Source organism: Klebsiella sp. 10-1 (genome assembly GCF_009758445.1).
Lineage (GTDB): Bacteria > Pseudomonadota > Gammaproteobacteria > Enterobacterales > Enterobacteriaceae > Klebsiella > Klebsiella scottii.
This window is the reverse complement of record NZ_WQRE01000001.1, coordinates 1,140,452-1,154,813: the sequence shown is the minus strand read 5'-3', so window position 1 is coordinate 1,154,813 and position 14,362 is coordinate 1,140,452. Positions and strand designations below refer to the sequence as shown.

At 49.6% G+C, this 14,362-nt stretch carries 16 protein-coding genes, 1 tRNA gene and 3 pseudogenes; 5 read left to right on the top strand and 15 right to left on the bottom strand.

What is annotated here, in order from left to right; genetic code table 11:
- Positions 1 to 3 precede the first annotated feature (3 nt).
- Complete coding sequence (locus GO007_RS05510; RefSeq protein WP_095096561.1) at positions 4 to 2,754, top strand: exo-rhamnogalacturonan lyase family protein; 2,751 nt, start codon at positions 4 to 6, stop codon at positions 2,752 to 2,754.
- A 13-nt stretch (positions 2,755 to 2,767) separates the two neighbouring features.
- Positions 2,768 to 3,430, top strand: coding sequence for a DUF6250 domain-containing protein (locus GO007_RS05505; RefSeq protein ID WP_143350136.1), 663 nt, complete (start codon positions 2,768 to 2,770; stop codon positions 3,428 to 3,430).
- On the opposite strand, the gene GO007_RS05500 is transcribed toward GO007_RS05505, so the two are convergent.
- From GO007_RS05500 to GO007_RS29390, 12 genes and pseudogenes are all read right to left on the bottom strand, one after another.
- On the bottom strand, positions 3,411 to 4,346 hold the full coding sequence (locus GO007_RS05500) for a LysR family transcriptional regulator (protein WP_095096556.1): 936 nt from the start codon (positions 4,344 to 4,346) through the stop codon (positions 3,411 to 3,413). The genes GO007_RS05505 and GO007_RS05500 overlap by 20 nt on opposite strands.
- Positions 4,347 to 5,141: 795 nt before the next feature.
- Positions 5,142 to 5,432, bottom strand: coding sequence for a hypothetical protein (locus GO007_RS05495; protein WP_095096554.1), 291 nt, complete (start codon positions 5,430 to 5,432; stop codon positions 5,142 to 5,144).
- Between the two features lie 109 nt (positions 5,433 to 5,541).
- Positions 5,542 to 6,120: a lysis system i-spanin subunit Rz gene (locus GO007_RS05490; protein ID WP_095096551.1), complete on the bottom strand. Its 579-nt coding sequence runs from the start codon at positions 6,118 to 6,120 to the stop codon at positions 5,542 to 5,544.
- A pseudogene (locus tag GO007_RS05485) lies at positions 6,113 to 6,646 on the bottom strand (lysozyme). The gene GO007_RS05490 and the pseudogene GO007_RS05485 overlap by 8 nt, the downstream one beginning before the upstream one ends.
- A 61-nt stretch (positions 6,647 to 6,707) precedes the next feature.
- Complete coding sequence (locus tag GO007_RS05480) at positions 6,708 to 6,896, bottom strand: phage holin (protein ID WP_095096548.1); 189 nt, start codon at positions 6,894 to 6,896, stop codon at positions 6,708 to 6,710.
- A gap of 11 nt (positions 6,897 to 6,907) precedes the next feature.
- A complete protein-coding gene (locus GO007_RS05475) occupies positions 6,908 to 7,180 on the bottom strand; it encodes a hypothetical protein (RefSeq protein WP_095096546.1) in 273 nt (90 codons plus the stop codon).
- Positions 7,181 to 8,022: 842 nt separating this feature from the next.
- A tRNA-His gene (locus GO007_RS05470) sits at positions 8,023 to 8,103 on the bottom strand.
- Between the two features lie 408 nt (positions 8,104 to 8,511).
- A complete protein-coding gene (locus GO007_RS05465) occupies positions 8,512 to 9,156 on the bottom strand; it encodes a hypothetical protein (RefSeq protein WP_095096541.1) in 645 nt (214 codons plus the stop codon).
- Positions 9,157 to 9,479: 323 nt separating this feature from the next.
- A pseudogene (locus GO007_RS05460) lies at positions 9,480 to 9,747 on the bottom strand (antiterminator Q family protein).
- Positions 9,748 to 9,835: 88 nt separating this feature from the next.
- Positions 9,836 to 10,138: a RusA family crossover junction endodeoxyribonuclease gene (locus tag GO007_RS05455; protein WP_095096538.1), complete on the bottom strand. Its 303-nt coding sequence runs from the start codon at positions 10,136 to 10,138 to the stop codon at positions 9,836 to 9,838.
- Between the two features lie 35 nt (positions 10,139 to 10,173).
- Positions 10,174 to 10,485: a Ref family recombination enhancement nuclease gene (locus tag GO007_RS05450; protein ID WP_095096535.1), complete on the bottom strand. Its 312-nt coding sequence runs from the start codon at positions 10,483 to 10,485 to the stop codon at positions 10,174 to 10,176.
- Positions 10,486 to 10,674: 189 nt separating this feature from the next.
- Positions 10,675 to 10,797, bottom strand: coding sequence for a hypothetical protein (locus tag GO007_RS29390; RefSeq protein WP_255430872.1), 123 nt, complete (start codon positions 10,795 to 10,797; stop codon positions 10,675 to 10,677).
- A gap of 574 nt (positions 10,798 to 11,371) precedes the next feature.
- Between GO007_RS29390 and GO007_RS05445 the strand changes: the two genes are divergently transcribed.
- Positions 11,372 to 11,512 carry a hypothetical protein gene (locus GO007_RS05445; RefSeq protein WP_157349080.1) on the top strand — a complete coding sequence of 47 codons (141 nt, stop codon included), beginning with the start codon at positions 11,372 to 11,374 and terminating at the stop codon, positions 11,510 to 11,512.
- An 874-nt stretch (positions 11,513 to 12,386) separates the two neighbouring features.
- On the opposite strand, the gene GO007_RS05440 is transcribed toward GO007_RS05445, so the two are convergent.
- Complete coding sequence (locus GO007_RS05440; RefSeq protein ID WP_095096533.1) at positions 12,387 to 12,659, bottom strand: hypothetical protein; 273 nt, start codon at positions 12,657 to 12,659, stop codon at positions 12,387 to 12,389.
- A 316-nt stretch (positions 12,660 to 12,975) separates the two neighbouring features.
- Between GO007_RS05440 and GO007_RS29495 the strand changes: the two genes are divergently transcribed.
- On the top strand, positions 12,976 to 13,122 hold the full coding sequence (locus tag GO007_RS29495; RefSeq protein ID WP_143350135.1) for a small membrane protein: 147 nt from the start codon (positions 12,976 to 12,978) through the stop codon (positions 13,120 to 13,122).
- A 316-nt stretch (positions 13,123 to 13,438) separates the two neighbouring features.
- Here GO007_RS29495 and GO007_RS05430 read toward each other — a convergent pair whose 3' ends face one another.
- A complete protein-coding gene (locus GO007_RS05430; protein WP_157349078.1) occupies positions 13,439 to 13,576 on the bottom strand; it encodes a hypothetical protein in 138 nt (45 codons plus the stop codon).
- On the opposite strand from GO007_RS05430, the gene GO007_RS05425 reads away from it, so the two are divergent.
- Complete coding sequence (locus GO007_RS05425; RefSeq protein ID WP_095096528.1) at positions 13,551 to 13,925, top strand: tyrosine-type recombinase/integrase; 375 nt, start codon at positions 13,551 to 13,553, stop codon at positions 13,923 to 13,925. The two genes, GO007_RS05430 and GO007_RS05425, sit on opposite strands and share 26 nt — an antisense overlap.
- A 100-nt stretch (positions 13,926 to 14,025) precedes the next feature.
- Here GO007_RS05425 and GO007_RS05420 read toward each other — a convergent pair.
- Positions 14,026 to 14,193: pseudogene (locus GO007_RS05420) on the bottom strand (NADP-dependent isocitrate dehydrogenase); the annotation flags it as partial.
- Between the last annotated feature and the right edge of the window lie 169 nt (positions 14,194 to 14,362).

Sequence of the window (14,362 nt, the reverse complement as noted above, 5' to 3'; positions counted from 1 at the left end):
ACTATGAGCTATTTTCCGTACTCACGCCGTCACTTCCTGCGTGACAGCGCCCTGCTCAGCCTGGCACTGCCGCTATGGTCAGGCTCGGGCCTTGCCGCCCCCCGGAAAAATGAGGCCAGTGCAATACCAGTGAAGGTGCAACTACACTGGCTGGAGCAACAACAGCCAGCGTCATTTAGCGGCGTGACCTGGGGCGTTCCGTGGACACAGGGCGCAGTACAAGCGCAGAGTGCGTTTGTACTGCAGGAGCAAGGCGGCGAGCGCGATCTGCAAAGCTGGCCGCTGGCCTGGTGGCCGGACGGCTCCGTTAAATGGTCGGCTCACGCGCTGGGGGGAGAGGTTCCATGTGGCGCACAGCTGAGCGTGGTACCTGTGCCGGAGAAACCCGTCGGGGTGTGCATCGCCACAGAAACCGACAGTGGCTGGATCATTGATACCGGCACTGTGCGGGCAGTGATCGCCCGCCGCGGCGACACGTTGGTGAAAGAGATTTGGCAGGATCAACGCCTGGCGCTGACCAATGGACGACTGGTGTTACGCACTCGCACCAGTGACGAAGCCGATGAAACGCAGACGGTCGACACGCTGGCCGGTCATGCAGATTCAGTCGTGCTGGAACAAAATGGCCCACAACGTGCGGTGCTGACGCTACGGGGAACGCACCGCAAAGGCAGCGATGCCGTGATTCAGTTTGTGGTACGGCTGTACTGGTATGCAGGATCCGGAACGGTGCGCGTGATGCATACCCTTCTCTACGACAACGAGCGGCCACAGCGGGCAATCAGCGGTGTGGGACTGGCATTTGATACACCGCAGCAGGCGGCGCTTCACGATCGGCACGTGCGTTTTGTTTCCGACCAGGGCGGGATCTTTCGCGAAGCGATACGTGGTCTGACCGGCCTGCGTCGAGATCCCGGCAGCGCGGTGATCGCAGCACAATTGCAAGGTGCTGCAACGCCTGCCCTGAGTGACTTTACGCCAATTGTTGCCGAACGGCTGGCAACGATCCCGGCATTTGGCAGCTATCGCCTGACGCAGCACCACCCCGATGGTTACCATATCCACAAACGCACCGGCGAAAATCAGGGCTGGGTGCTGTCGGCCACCGGCACGCGTGCCGGTGGCGTCGGCTATCTTGGCTCAGCGCAGGGCGGCGTAGCGTTTGGTCTGCGCAACTTCTGGCAGAGTTACCCGGCCAGCCTCGAGATTGCCCGCGCGCACACCGATCTCGCCACGGTGACGCTGTGGCTGTGGTCACCGTGGGCGGAAGCGATGGATATGCGTAGCTGGCATGATGAAATGGGGCTCGGCAGCTTTACCGCCCAGCGCGATGCGCTGGATATCACCTACGAAGATTATGAACCCGGTTTCGATACGCCGCACGGCGTAGCGCGCACCAGTGAGTTGTTTATCGACTTACTGCCACGCACGCCTGATGACAGCCATCTGGTGGCAATCGCGCAACGTATGCAACAACCGCCGCTGCTGGTGGCGCAGGGGGAAGACCTGTGGCGGGCAGGTGTGTTTGGCCCGGTATGGGCACCGGCCAGCGTTCTCGGCAAGCAGCATCAGCCGCTGCGCGAGCAGTTGGGCTGGTATTTCGACTTTTATCGCCGGGAAGTGGAACAGCGTAAATGGTACGGTTTCTGGGATTTTGGCGACGTAATGCACACCTACGATGGCGATCGCCACGTCTGGCGTTACGATGTTGGCGGTTATGCGTGGGATAACTCAGAGCTGAGCACCGATCTGTGGCTGTGGTACTACTTTTTACATAGCGGGCGCGCCGATGTGTTCCGCATGGCGGAGGCGATGACGCGCCACACCGGGGAAGTGGATGTTTATCATCTGGGGCGTTTTGCACCGCTCGGTTCACGCCATAACGTACGCCACTGGGGCGACAGTGCCAAGCAACTGCGTATCTCCACCGTGGCAAACCGCCGCTTTCTCTTTTACCTCACTGCTGACGAGCGGATTGGCGATTTGATGGATGAGCAGATCGAAGGGGTGCGGACGCTAAAAAGCGTGTCGCCTGGGCGCAAAATCGGACAGCAGCCCGCGGCAGATCCCCGTTTTGTCAGCCTCTATTTCGGCACGGACTGGAGCGCCGTGGCCGCTGCGTGGCTAACGGCATGGGAACGGCGTAATGATGACGCCATGCGCCAACGACTGCTCGCCAGCATGCGATCCATTGCCGCACAGCCACATGGCTTTTTCACCGGCTTAGCCGAAATGAACGCCGACAGCGGCGAATTTAAGCCCGCCCCGGTGGATCAGTTATTTATCTCCCACTTAAGCGCCGTGTTCGGGCTGGCGGAGATTTGCAGTGAATTACTGCAACTGCTGCCGGATGAAGACTTCACCCAGGCATGGCTTGATTACTGTCGCCTGTACAACGATCTGCCTGCATTGAGTAAGACAGTTGGCAAAGAGGTGAAAAAACTCAATCTGGTACAGGGCCACGCCCGTCTAACCGCGTTTGCCGCCTGGTACCAGCACGATAATGCGCTGGCGAAACGTGCCTGGCGCGAATTTGACAGCGGCGAAGGCGGCATTGCCCATCCCAATCAGCAGCAGCGCCTGATCCGACCGCCAGAAGTGCTGTACCCGGTGCGGGAAGCCGCCATCGACTCCAATATTGATAAACGTTCTGGCAGCACCGGTGAGACCAATCTTGCCACCAACGCCGTTGCGCAGTGGGGACTCACAGCGCTCTCGTTGCTGGCACTGCTGAACACCCCTTCGGATAAATAATGCAGGAAAAACCATGACGGATTTAAGTTACAGTGCAGGGATCGAACGATGTCACGGCCCCCAGCACCAATATGTGTTGAGTTGGGGACGAGATGAGCAAGGCCAGCCACAACGATGGCGCGTAGAGCAGGAGAAACCGCAGGATACAGCGATATTCGTGGATGCCAATACCCTGGAGATAGACAGCGCCGCCGGGTTAACTATGTGGCTGAACAAGCCCCTGTCCGGCACCTATCGCATTAGTTTTACCCGCGAAGTCATGATGCAAAACCGCCCTCATGACCGACTGTCTGACGTTAACCTGTTCTGGGCGGCGCGCGATCCGGCCAACCCGGACCTATTTACTCGCGACGGCGAGTTAAGCCAGTACGACGCGCTGGAGCTGTATTACGCCGGTATTGGCGGCAACTGGAATACCACCAGCCGTTTTCGCCGTTACGACGGTCGCGGTAAGCGCCAGTTGCTTGAGGAATTCACCGATGCCAGCCGGTTGCTACGCCCGCACCACGCTTATCATATGGTGATTGAAGTGGCGAACAACGCCACCCGCCTGTGGGTAGACGGTGAATTGTGGTTCAGCGCGGCCTACACCTCGCCGCCCGCGCCCGGATATTTTGCATTTCGAACTGTGTGGTCGCGGCAGGTGATCCGCAATTTTAGAGTAACGCCGTTGTAGCCGTCTCACGCTGACCGTGAATGGCTTCATCCACGTGCATAAACGTTTCCATCAGGGTGCGCGTCAGCCACGACAAGCGCGCACCCGCCAGCGAAACAATGCCATAGTGGGTATAAAACTCGTCGGTATCGTCATCCAGCCCGGCGATTTTCAGCATATTCAGCCCTTGTTGCGCGGCATCCTGTGAGTAATTGGTGGTGCCAATCGCATCCGAATGACGAACCACCTCAAGCAGACTGTAGCCATTTTCACATTCAATACTGGTACGAATATCCTGACGCCCACTAAGCTGTACCAACGCCCGGTGCAAGTTCGGCGGGCGGATCGTGGCGGCCAGCGGGTAACTGAACAGTTGTTCAACAGTTATTTCGTCCAGGTGTGCCAGTGGATGTTGCTGGCGACAGCAAAAACCCCAGCGGTGGCGGATCAGCGGTTGAACCTGAAAGCGTGTATCAAATTCAAAATTACGCGTATCGGCAACAATAAATCCGAACTCCCCCGCCTGTAATTTTTCGCCCAACGCCTGCCAGTTATCCACGCGAAATAGCAAACGTACGCGCGGATAATCGCGGGAGAACGCCCCCATCACCTGCGGTAATAACCAGGCTGCGGGAGCAGGCCCAAGACCAAAACGAATTTCACCGTCGTCTTTTTCATTAAATGCGGCAATATCGTTAAGGAGATCCTGACTGTGCTGTAAAAGCTGGCGGGCATGTTCCAGCACCAGCAGGCCTTTTTTGGTGGGCTCAAGTGGATTCTGACGGTTGATGAGTCGTGCACCAACCGTTTGTTCCAACGACTGAATACTTCGACTAAAAGCAGGTTGCGAGATCTTCATTGCCTGCGCTGCCGTTGTAAAGTTACGGAATTCAACGAGCGCAACGAAATGGCGAAGTTGGCGCAGTTCAATATTCATAGGTGCAAAAACCATAAAGTACAGAAATTAATTTTCAGGTTATGAGTTTCGTGAATGTAACTGAAAGAATTTAATATCATAATTATATACGCATATGGTTAGCAGGTAATTCTGGATGCTGAAGGATAGACCCAATTGCGCGGAGTGATTGAGGTAATCTCCTTCAGTCATGAGCAACTCGTAAGCCTGTCCTGACTATTAGTCATTGCAGGACAAGCAGCCTCCACTGCTACGATTCCTTTCGTTATAGAACAGAGATCTGGAAGTATTCAGAAATCCTCTGGTGTGTTATGCGCGTCCTACTCCGGTGCGGAAGGCCCCGAACTGCTTTTATACTTGCTTTCCTTATACACAGCATTTCCTTCCTATCCTAACGGCTCCCCCTAATGCATCATGACATCGGCCAGTGATTGGTCTGCATATAGTCCACCACGCTCACAAGGTCCCTTTTCTGTGTTTCGCCAGCACGTCAGCCTGTTTACCAAATTCGGGAACGTCCATCCGGGCCATTACCATATTCGTACCCTTGGCTGGTTTGTGGGTTGTCCACCTTGCGGCCGTATGCTGAGATTTGTCCTGCCTAAGAATGTCCCGACTGAACCAGAATCATATAATTAACATCTGAGAAATATATTTACGAAAAACAGGGCTATTTTAACCGTATATAAAGAAAATCACCGTTTTGGCTATCCCACCTAAGCCGCCTGTACACAATTCCTTTAATGGCGTGGGCTGGAGGGTGGTACAGGGCAGTGAAATTATCCCTCCCGCCCTGTCCCAACCCATACCACACGCTTATTTTTTATTCATGGCGAACGTTAACGTCTTTCGTGAGATGTTAAACCACACATTCATTCGGGTGGCCTGTTTTACCCTATATCCGCTTACCACCATCGCCACCATCACCGCTCCGTTCATGATGTATGCCGGGTGAGAAACGCTCTGCCCGTGGTTTTGCCTGTTAAAATCCTCAATGTGATGTTTAAGACCGTACGATGTCGGATTGTCGGTATTGAAATACTTCACCTGACTGTTCAGCAGCCCGAACCGTCGGATCCAGTCCAGGCAGCTGATCGCCGCCGTCATAAACGCCGGCTTTTCGGCGGGGTGAACCCACGTACTTCCCCGGTTATGCAACTCCAGACCATCACCGTTAAACGCCGGATAATTGGCCAGTAATCCGTTACCGCATGCCTTATTTCCGTCTCATCGTCGACACGTTCCCCCCCCGGACTCCTTGCGCAAAGTAATCGGAGCCGCCGGGGCTGATACAGCGTTTCCCACGAAAAGGCCAGGCCTCCGCCATCTCAGGCGTTGACTGGTTACCGTCTTTCCTGTGTTTCTGTGCCTCAGTCCACTGGCTGGCATATTCGGTAAACGTCACCCGCTGCCCCTGACGCATCCAGTGAGCGATCATAATCAGGGTGCGTTCCAGACTCTGGTTATCTCCTGCCGCCCCACAACGGGTACCCGCTGGCAGGGCTGGACAGGTGGCGTGGAGCTGCAACTGCTGACGGCCAACGTCAACATCGCGCTGCAAAACATTGATATCGTGATACGCATCAGCTAATTCCTGTGTGTGTTTTCGGTCGAGCTGTGCCAGTTGTTCCTGGCGTACCTGCATATCGGTGATGGTGGCAGCCAGACTGTTAACGGCTTTCTGTGCCCAGTGTGCCATGGCACGCCAGCCGACTGCCTTGCCGTGGTAGTGGTCAACTACCCAGCCCAGTGAAAGAACGGCAGCGGCGAGCGCGGCAATAAGATATTTATTCATTCCTTAGCCCCTTCAGGCACAGCGTTTTCTCTTTGCCACGGCGTTCCACCAGACCGGGTAACACCACACCACCACCGTAAATCCAGCGGGTGAACTAATTACAGGCCTGCATCACCTGACCTTTGCTCAGCAGCGCAAACAGCATCGAACGGCGCATCGTCGGGCATCCCACATTGAATGTGATGGACATCACTGCCGAGAAGGTGTCATCCGTCAGCGATTTGCCGTCGACATACTCATTTACGCACCATTTAGCAGCACCGATGTTCTTTTCCCAGTCCCGGGCGATTTGCTGGTCGGTCTTCGGGGCGCCCGGCTTCACGTTGTGCATGTTCCCGATACCGTCGGTAATGATGCCTGCCGGGCAGGTGTACGGGTCACGGCGGCAGCCTTCAGCGTTGCCGATCAGCTCCAGCCCTTCCCGGTTGGTCCGCAGTGTGCCGTGTGACAACACAATATTGATAATCAACGTCACCGAGCAGGCGACGACGGCAACGCCGATATGACCCTTAGAGGCTCTTGCCATCATCCTGTCCCCGGCCCTGTTCTGGTGGTAGCGCGTCTTTCTGCTGCCGGGCCAGATGCTCTCAGTAAGCCCTGCTGTCAAGATTGCGGAAATGAGCGTTAATCACTGATATCACTACCGCCACAATAATTCCGCCCAGTACACCGACAGCACTCCACTCTTCCGGAGTGAAGTAATTCAGCAGCCCGGTGACAAAAGAACCGATGGCCACGCCATAGGAGGTGGCGGTCGTCACGTGATGCGTGTTCATTGACTGCTCCCTTAACGACGGCGACCGTAACGGCGGTAGGTGGTACGGGAATGGGTGACCGTCCGGGAGCGAGAGCCGTAATAGCTTTTTGGTCCGGTATAGCGTGGCGTGCTGTAGTGATGTACCACAGTTGTGTGGCTGTGGTAGTTGTGGCCGCCACCGCTCATCAGGTGGCCCATCAGCATACCGCTGAGAAAACCACTGTCATGGTCATGCACCACCACCGACGGTGTCTGGCTCTGAACGATGACAGACTGCTGTGCCTGCGGCTGAGACAGAACCACCAGCGAGATGCCGGCGTGCCCGCGGTGTATTCGTTATCGTCACGACAGGCGTGCAGCAGCAACGCGGCAACGACAATGCCGCCCGCGATATACAGGTATTTTTTATTCATGGATTAAACCGGGAAAGTGGTTCAGCCCGTCGGGCTGGATTGACAACAAAGCGACCGGATATTGATACCCGCGGGCCTGAAAAAGAAAAAGGCCCACCGAAGTGAGCCTTTGAAAGGTATCGTGCAATATTGTGGTGCCGGGTGCCTCCCGGTGAGCATTTGGACAGCCTCCGTGGCTCGCGAGTAGTGAGTATCCATAAACTAGCGGCTATGGCTGCTGTTTTGGCCCCTCCGCTTAGGGGGATTCACCACAACGCAGAAGAAAATACCCCGTCGTGAATAAATAATTCCCAAACAACATATCACTATGTTTCGAAAGGTTGTTTACATGCTAAATGAGAATAACTATCATCTTCGTATCCGGTAGACAGACATTCCGGCCCTTAATGCTTTATTGCATAATTTGCTGCCCCACAGTTCCCACTATGGGCTTTTTTTCGGCGAGGATGCCATGTACAGTCTGAGGAAACAGCTAAGCCGGTATTCAGCCCGGTATACGTTGCTAACCGAATCACAGTCCATTCATTTCCCGTGGGAAATCTTCCGTAACACCCTGATAATGCATCAATGTGCAGCAATTGAGTTATGTCTGGCTGAAAGGGGCTGGACACTTCATGTGTGCCATGATGAAACGACAGGCTTCCTCATGTATATCGCAAGAAGCAAATACGGACGCCAGATTATCATCAGGTATCCGGACTATCAGAGAGAAATGGCGAAGATTAGATAAACTGGTCCGCCATCGGGGCCTCGAACCCCGGCCCCTACTTCCTGTCACAAAGCAATGCTCTTGCCTGGCTGAGCTAATGGCGGAATAGAAGATAAGGATATCGTCATGAATACTCGCATTCAACCCTGTATTTTGTACACCTAAATACGACAAACACAGAGTGATTAACTTTCTGACAGAACAAATGAAAAAGCCCACGCATAAGCATGGGCTCAAATAGAGGCGTGGTACTGAGAGCCTCTTATGTAAACCTTTGGTCAGCAACCATGATTAGTTAAGCTTTCAAAGATCATCGACCGCTAAATAACGTAAATGTGTTGTTGGGCCAGAATAACTGGTGGATCTAGATCAGTCACCTAACCCGCGAGATTGCTACCAACTGTTTTTAACTTTACCGTCGACTGACTGATTACGCCTCACCCGAAGATGAACATCACCACAACGCCAATGATATTAACGTGATAAAACCAAACCTATCTTAAATAACTTATTCACTTCCTTGTATTCCTTTCTATTCGCATCAGTAGAAACAAAAATGTAACCAGAAGAAGGTAAACCATAAACTCAAAAATAACATCCAATGAGTTGTAAATCATTGAGAAATCATACCCTTCCACCCCATACTCATTATGAGTGTTCACAAAATTCTCTGCGGCATAAACAAGAAAGGCATCAGGTTCAAAATGTTGATTGGACTGAGATGCTGTCGTAAGCGTATAGCCAATAAATTCCGTAAGCATATCAGCAGGAACACCAATATTTTCCGCTGCAGATATAGCACAGACAACCAAATCGCTCTCGGACTGACGTTTCGCATCAAGTTTTATATGCGCATCATTTTGCGTTAGAAACTGATACAACTCGTTCAACTCATTTTCTGGAATCGAATCTACATTTATTGTTGAGTGATCGTCACATTCATTACTGAGATCATGAAAGACTTTAAGAAGCTCATCGTTTTCAAAGCCACTGTCTACATGTTTGATGATGTTATTTATCTTATGATGAATGAAGTCGTTTTCCGATGAAAACTCATTGACAAGTAACATTCCGACAACAAAAAGGAACGCAACCGCAACAAAGATAAAGAAAGATTGAATAACAACATAATATCTGCCAGTATTTTTTCTAGACATAAAAAGCCATCCAAATAAAAAATATCAGGATAGCTCATAATTTCTAAACAGAACCTCTCGCAACTTTATATTCATTAAGAATCATTACAAACCTTCTCACCTTCTCACCTTCTCACCTTCTCACCTTCTCACCTTCTTTAATAACAGTTAAACGACAAATGGAATCACAATGCAACATTATTGTCACAAACAGTTTCAATGATTTATCCATTGGACTATAGATATTCCAGAACTGTTAAGGGTTAAGTCGAAGTCATTACTCTTAGCACAATAGCGAGTATAATTCGTTACGAATAGCTTTTTATGCAACTTTCATTATCCAGCTACGTGATCTCAAGCTTTGCCCCCGACATGATGATGCAGGCGGCAATAAACGTCTCCGCTATCATCAGTCTTTGCCTAATTTTTCCTTCAGAACATTTCTTCCAGCGGGAAATTGTGGACTTGGATACACCGTACATGTAGTGAAGCATAATCAACTCAAGTTCATTATTGCGTCCTGTCTTTCTCAACATACCTACCGTCGTCGTCACAGCATGATGGCCGCGATTTGCCCTCTTTCTGGAGCAGACCTTTAAACCCAGCATCAATCGGTGACCAATCTACCTGGGAGCCTTCGTTTGACGCCCAGCCCCCCAGCGTTCCAGCACCTGTTGAATATCACGCATTATGTTCCCCTTCAGTCTCTCATCCCGATTTCACCCCAGCGCTTCGATGTTCGAACATCCCATATGTGTGCATCGTCCTCGAACAACGCATCCAGCAGAGCTTTAGTGAGGTTGTCGATGTCCGGTTTTTGCTGGTGCGGTTGACCATCCATCTCAGCTCGTTTCTTTTTGCTCCAGCTTTTCGGCATCGGCAGAACGAAAGTGATATGGGCGCCCGCCTCCGGTACCCGGATCTCATGGAGACGAACGTCATCACAATAATGCCGGTACCGGACAACAGGTGGACGTTCTTTCCACCTGTCCGACTGGGTCATCCGAGGTTTGCCCAATGGGGTGACAAGGTATTGAGCTACCCGGGGCCGGTTACGAAATAATTCAGGCCCCCCAGCTCATTGTAAACCTGCAGCAATAGCTCCGCTTCAGTACCGAACTTAGACTCCCAGATACGGCGGCCAGCATGGAAAGCCACAGCGTAACCACCGGTGCGATGGTGGATGTGGCAAAGTGGGATTGTTTTATAGTGATCGGCCCGCTGGCTGGTGCCCTGCCCAGTCCGGATATGATGAATCTCCGCCGGCGTATCCCCCAGACAGAGGTTACGGCACACTATGCAGCCCAGTGCAGACACTCGTGAAAGATATATGCGTTCTGCCTTAGTCATGCCGAGCCACCAGCAGAAAAGACAAATACACCGCGACAGGATGTGCGGTGTGGGAAGAAGTTCTGTTTTTGATGCGCCACCACTGTTATCTCCGTGATGGTGCGACAGGTTATCTGGTGTTCAGGCTGACGAGGTTAGTATACGTCACAACTCGTCAGGCTTAAAGTGCGTCGAAAGTTGTTGGTGTGATTACTTGGTAATAAGAATTGCCTCTGCTGGGATCGGTATCACCGCATACGTACCATCCAAACTAGTAATGACTTCATAGCGACCAACGATAGTAATAAACTGAAGCAGTTCTTCGATATTCATATAACTTCCAACATAAAGTATTGCCGTTACAGGCCCTGTCCCTCCCTTCCCTGCACGCGGCTTATCGTGGCGGATTATATTTGTGAGATAACAGTTCACAATGTGCTGAACGCATCAACTGGTAATACAATGATGTAAGCAAAGAATAACTGAAATACGAATTCTAATTAAGTTTCATTTGACGATCGTTTAGAAAGGAACAAACCTTCATTTTCCACGGCATACTATCCGTCCATACATAATGATGTTAAAGGTATGACCAAAACGCAACGATTTAGTATTCTCAGGGCACTAACGAAATCTAAATATTGACACCTAATAATTTATCTGCATCATATTCACAACAAAAATAAACTAACAATCAACAACCAGAGATTACAGTGCAAAAACCATTTAATGTTAAAATTGAATGACGGTACATTGGTAATGAACGCTTAGTTTCAATACAGGTTCATTATTTTCATTGCTGCCTGAGGCTAACTAATACCACGACGAACGAGCTTTGGGATTTCCAAGCAATACATGTTTCATATACAACTACCGGGTAGAATTGCTCAACAAAAGGGAATGGCATATGACAAAAAAACAGAAAATCATTCACTTACAAAAGAACTCAGTTGATGAGTCTGACACCAAACCATTAAAATTCATGCTTGAACCCTTTCTGCAACAAGTCAAAGAAAAGTTGCGTCAAAAGGCGAGAAAGCGCAAATAATCACAGTATGGGCTCAGTAAAGCCACTATTCTTTTGCTTTTCTGAAAATATGTGGCTATTGATACACCAACAGCCACATTCTACTAATATAAAAACAATAACACGACTACCTACTCTTAGTGCCTTGGTGGCTCTCTATAGTTGAGCGTACTACCTCAGCCTCCACAGACTAAGTCATCATCTTATGCATTCAATCCAAAAGGCAAGGCTCTGAGGTTACACTTTTCCCCGTATCTCCTGTCGCATCACTCCCTCTCCTTTTCCATGCATTTTTACTACAATTACCGTCTTTTCGCCTTGTCCAGAGCTTATCAAGTTGGTCTTTTTGAAGGTCCTGTGATTCAGGTCTCCGTGACCATCGTTTGGTACAAAGGGATTTTCGAGTAGATTTTTCCATAAAACTCTCCAGGTAGATATTGCCTAACTATTCCGTAGCTTATCCTTCAATGCTGAATTGATATTAGCATCGCCAGAAGAGAATTTATTTCAACCTTTGTTTATCTTTGTAAAGACGGGCTGTCGTTACATCAATACCTGCTTTGTCTAATTCGTTGAATGTTGGTATCCACTTGTAAAAAAGATATAACTGAGTCAGGTCTGAGGGAACAGATGCTCACATGGCATTATAACAATGGATGCCAGACATTCGCAGGGAGTTGCACTGATACACTGGCGGCGCTAAGGCCTGCTATCTACATTTCTACCTTAGGATCCTTGAGAACCATCATATAACCATCCGGAAATAACGAAAGCTTGCTGAACTTCAACCCAGATGTTTTGAGATCGGGCGTGTTAATGGCATCCAACAATCGGTACAGAGCATGAATTTTGTTGTTCTGATCGTTCTCTGGCGAATGTATTTAAACCCACTGGTTCAGATTTCAGTTTTGTGTCTTATAAAATGCCCTATATAAGCTTGAATTTCACACTCTGCCTTTTCCAGACAAGCTCTTTCACTATGTTCTAACATGCAATATGGGAGATGCGCAGCGCCACCATAATTAACGAAGCAGTCATCAAGTCTGAGTCGTTCAGATATATCAAAAACAAAGCTGCCAATCTTATCTATTGCGTCAATCTCACCATGAATGTCTTCTTTTTTAATGTCAAATGTGATAATCAGTCTGTGCAACGTCTCGATAGCCATACGCATAGTCTCCCAATATAAAGATTGATGACGGCAGCGACCTGCGATTCTATATCATCTTTCTTCAACAAAACGTCTACTAAGTGATAGTAAGTTTTCGTCTATAGTACCGGAATTTCGTAGTGATGGGCGTTAAGCGACAACGTAGCATTTCGCCTGGAACGGCTTTTCTATAGATTGCCCTCCCAGCCATATGAAGTTACAGGTATCCAACTTTACTGTTAAAACCAATAACCAGGGCACAGGAATCAACCATAACGTTTATCCAGTATTTACCTAGCTGTACCTATAATATCTTACCTCCGCAGCGCTATGATTGCTGAGATACTTTATTTACCGGAGGATAAGTTTTGTATTTTTTTTGATTATTGCCGCACTAATACTTGTTGGTATTTCAGCATACTGTATGTATTCCTATGTACAGGATAATCGTAAAAAAAATTTACCAGCGAGGAAAAAATAATTCGGTTAGCATGAATCATGCTTTCTGGTAAGAATCTGGCCCACCCCAGGCCAGTTTTAACATGTGGTAACTCGAAAACCTGCCCTGTTCCAGATGGAATCTTACTGTTCCGAGAAAACCATTGATCGTCCTCTAATCTCGGCATTCCACTGTTCTGTTAACTTTTTTCGGGCCTTGCTTTCTGCACCAGCCATGTACGTTATACGGACTTCATAGTGCCCGTTCGGACATCTCAGCGAACCGAAACAGGCACCAAATGTATTGTTTTTCCAGCGAGATTCCGATGCCCAGTGACACACCGGGCATCTGGATGGTTTTACCAGTCCTGCCACGCCATCACCTCCTGAAGCAAATTCTCGTGCTTACGAACATGGCGGATCCCTTCCCTGAGTTCGGCGAGGCGTTCAGACTTTTCACGCGTACGGCGGATCTCACGATTTACCGCTGTCAGCATCTCAGAAAATGCACTGGTTTCTTCCTGGCTGGTAAACGACGGAATTGTAGTGGTTAGTAAATATCTGCTCCATTTCAGACATACCACCTCTCAGGCTAACCGAGGTGATCAGGTATCCACGAAAACTCTGACTTCTACATTTAAAAAAGCTCGGGACAAAAGTTGTCTTGCATGGGATGAAGGAAGCGCCCCAACCTTCCACGAACAGAGATCTCTTTCAGAACGGCTATACCGGGAGCAAGGCTTAGATACTCAGAAGTTATTGGGCCACAAATCGAAAAAAATGACGGATAAATACAACGATGACCGGGGTAAAGACTGGCTCGTTGTAGGTCAAAAAGCAGTATGATTTTAAGCCAGTTTTGGGGAAAGTTTTGGGGAAAGATTTTGAACGATCGTAAAAAAGGGAGCCACCAGGCTCCCTTCTGTCATTAATCAGCGATCGCTGATTACATGTTCGCGATAATCGCGTCGCCAAACTCGCTACATTTCAGCAGTTTAGCGCCTTCCATCAGACGTTCAAAGTCATAGGTCACGGTCTTAGCGGCGATAGCGCCTTCAGTGCCTTTAACGATCAGGTCTGCGGCTTCGAACCACTGCAGGTGGCGCAGCAATATCTACACCATAAATATTTAACCAATTGATTTTATTGTTTTTTTACCAGTTTATTGAATGTTTTTTACCTTAAACTTCATTTTTTAACTTGTTGATTTAGCAAATTTAAATCTTCGTTTTGGGGAATGAATTTTAGGAAACTAAGTTGACGGTAATCACATATGCTCATAC

Bases quoted from the DNA above. Each gene is read 5' to 3' on its own strand.
- GO007_RS05510 (WP_095096561.1), top strand. From the start codon at position 4: ATGAGCTATTTTCCGTACTCACGCCGTCACTTCCTGCGTGACAGCGCC.
- GO007_RS05505 (WP_143350136.1), top strand. From the start codon at position 2,768: ATGACGGATTTAAGTTACAGTGCAGGGATCGAACGATGTCACGGCCCC.
- GO007_RS05500 (WP_095096556.1), bottom strand. From the start codon at position 4,346: ATGAATATTGAACTGCGCCAACTTCGCCATTTCGTTGCGCTCGTTGAA.
- GO007_RS05495 (WP_095096554.1), bottom strand. From the start codon at position 5,432: ATGACGGCGGCGATCAGCTGCCTGGACTGGATCCGACGGTTCGGGCTG.
- GO007_RS05490 (WP_095096551.1), bottom strand. From the start codon at position 6,120: ATGAATAAATATCTTATTGCCGCGCTCGCCGCTGCCGTTCTTTCACTG.
- GO007_RS05480 (WP_095096548.1), bottom strand. From the start codon at position 6,896: ATGAACACGCATCACGTGACGACCGCCACCTCCTATGGCGTGGCCATC.
- GO007_RS05465 (WP_095096541.1), bottom strand. From the start codon at position 9,156: ATGTCTAGAAAAAATACTGGCAGATATTATGTTGTTATTCAATCTTTC.
- GO007_RS05455 (WP_095096538.1), bottom strand. From the start codon at position 10,138: ATGACCCAGTCGGACAGGTGGAAAGAACGTCCACCTGTTGTCCGGTAC.
- GO007_RS05450 (WP_095096535.1), bottom strand. From the start codon at position 10,485: ATGACTAAGGCAGAACGCATATATCTTTCACGAGTGTCTGCACTGGGC.
- GO007_RS29390 (WP_255430872.1), bottom strand. From the start codon at position 10,797: ATGAATATCGAAGAACTGCTTCAGTTTATTACTATCGTTGGTCGCTAT.
- GO007_RS05445 (WP_157349080.1), top strand. From the start codon at position 11,372: ATGACAAAAAAACAGAAAATCATTCACTTACAAAAGAACTCAGTTGAT.
- GO007_RS05440 (WP_095096533.1), bottom strand. From the start codon at position 12,659: ATGGCTATCGAGACGTTGCACAGACTGATTATCACATTTGACATTAAA.
- GO007_RS05430 (WP_157349078.1), bottom strand. From the start codon at position 13,576: ATGCTGACAGCGGTAAATCGTGAGATCCGCCGTACGCGTGAAAAGTCT.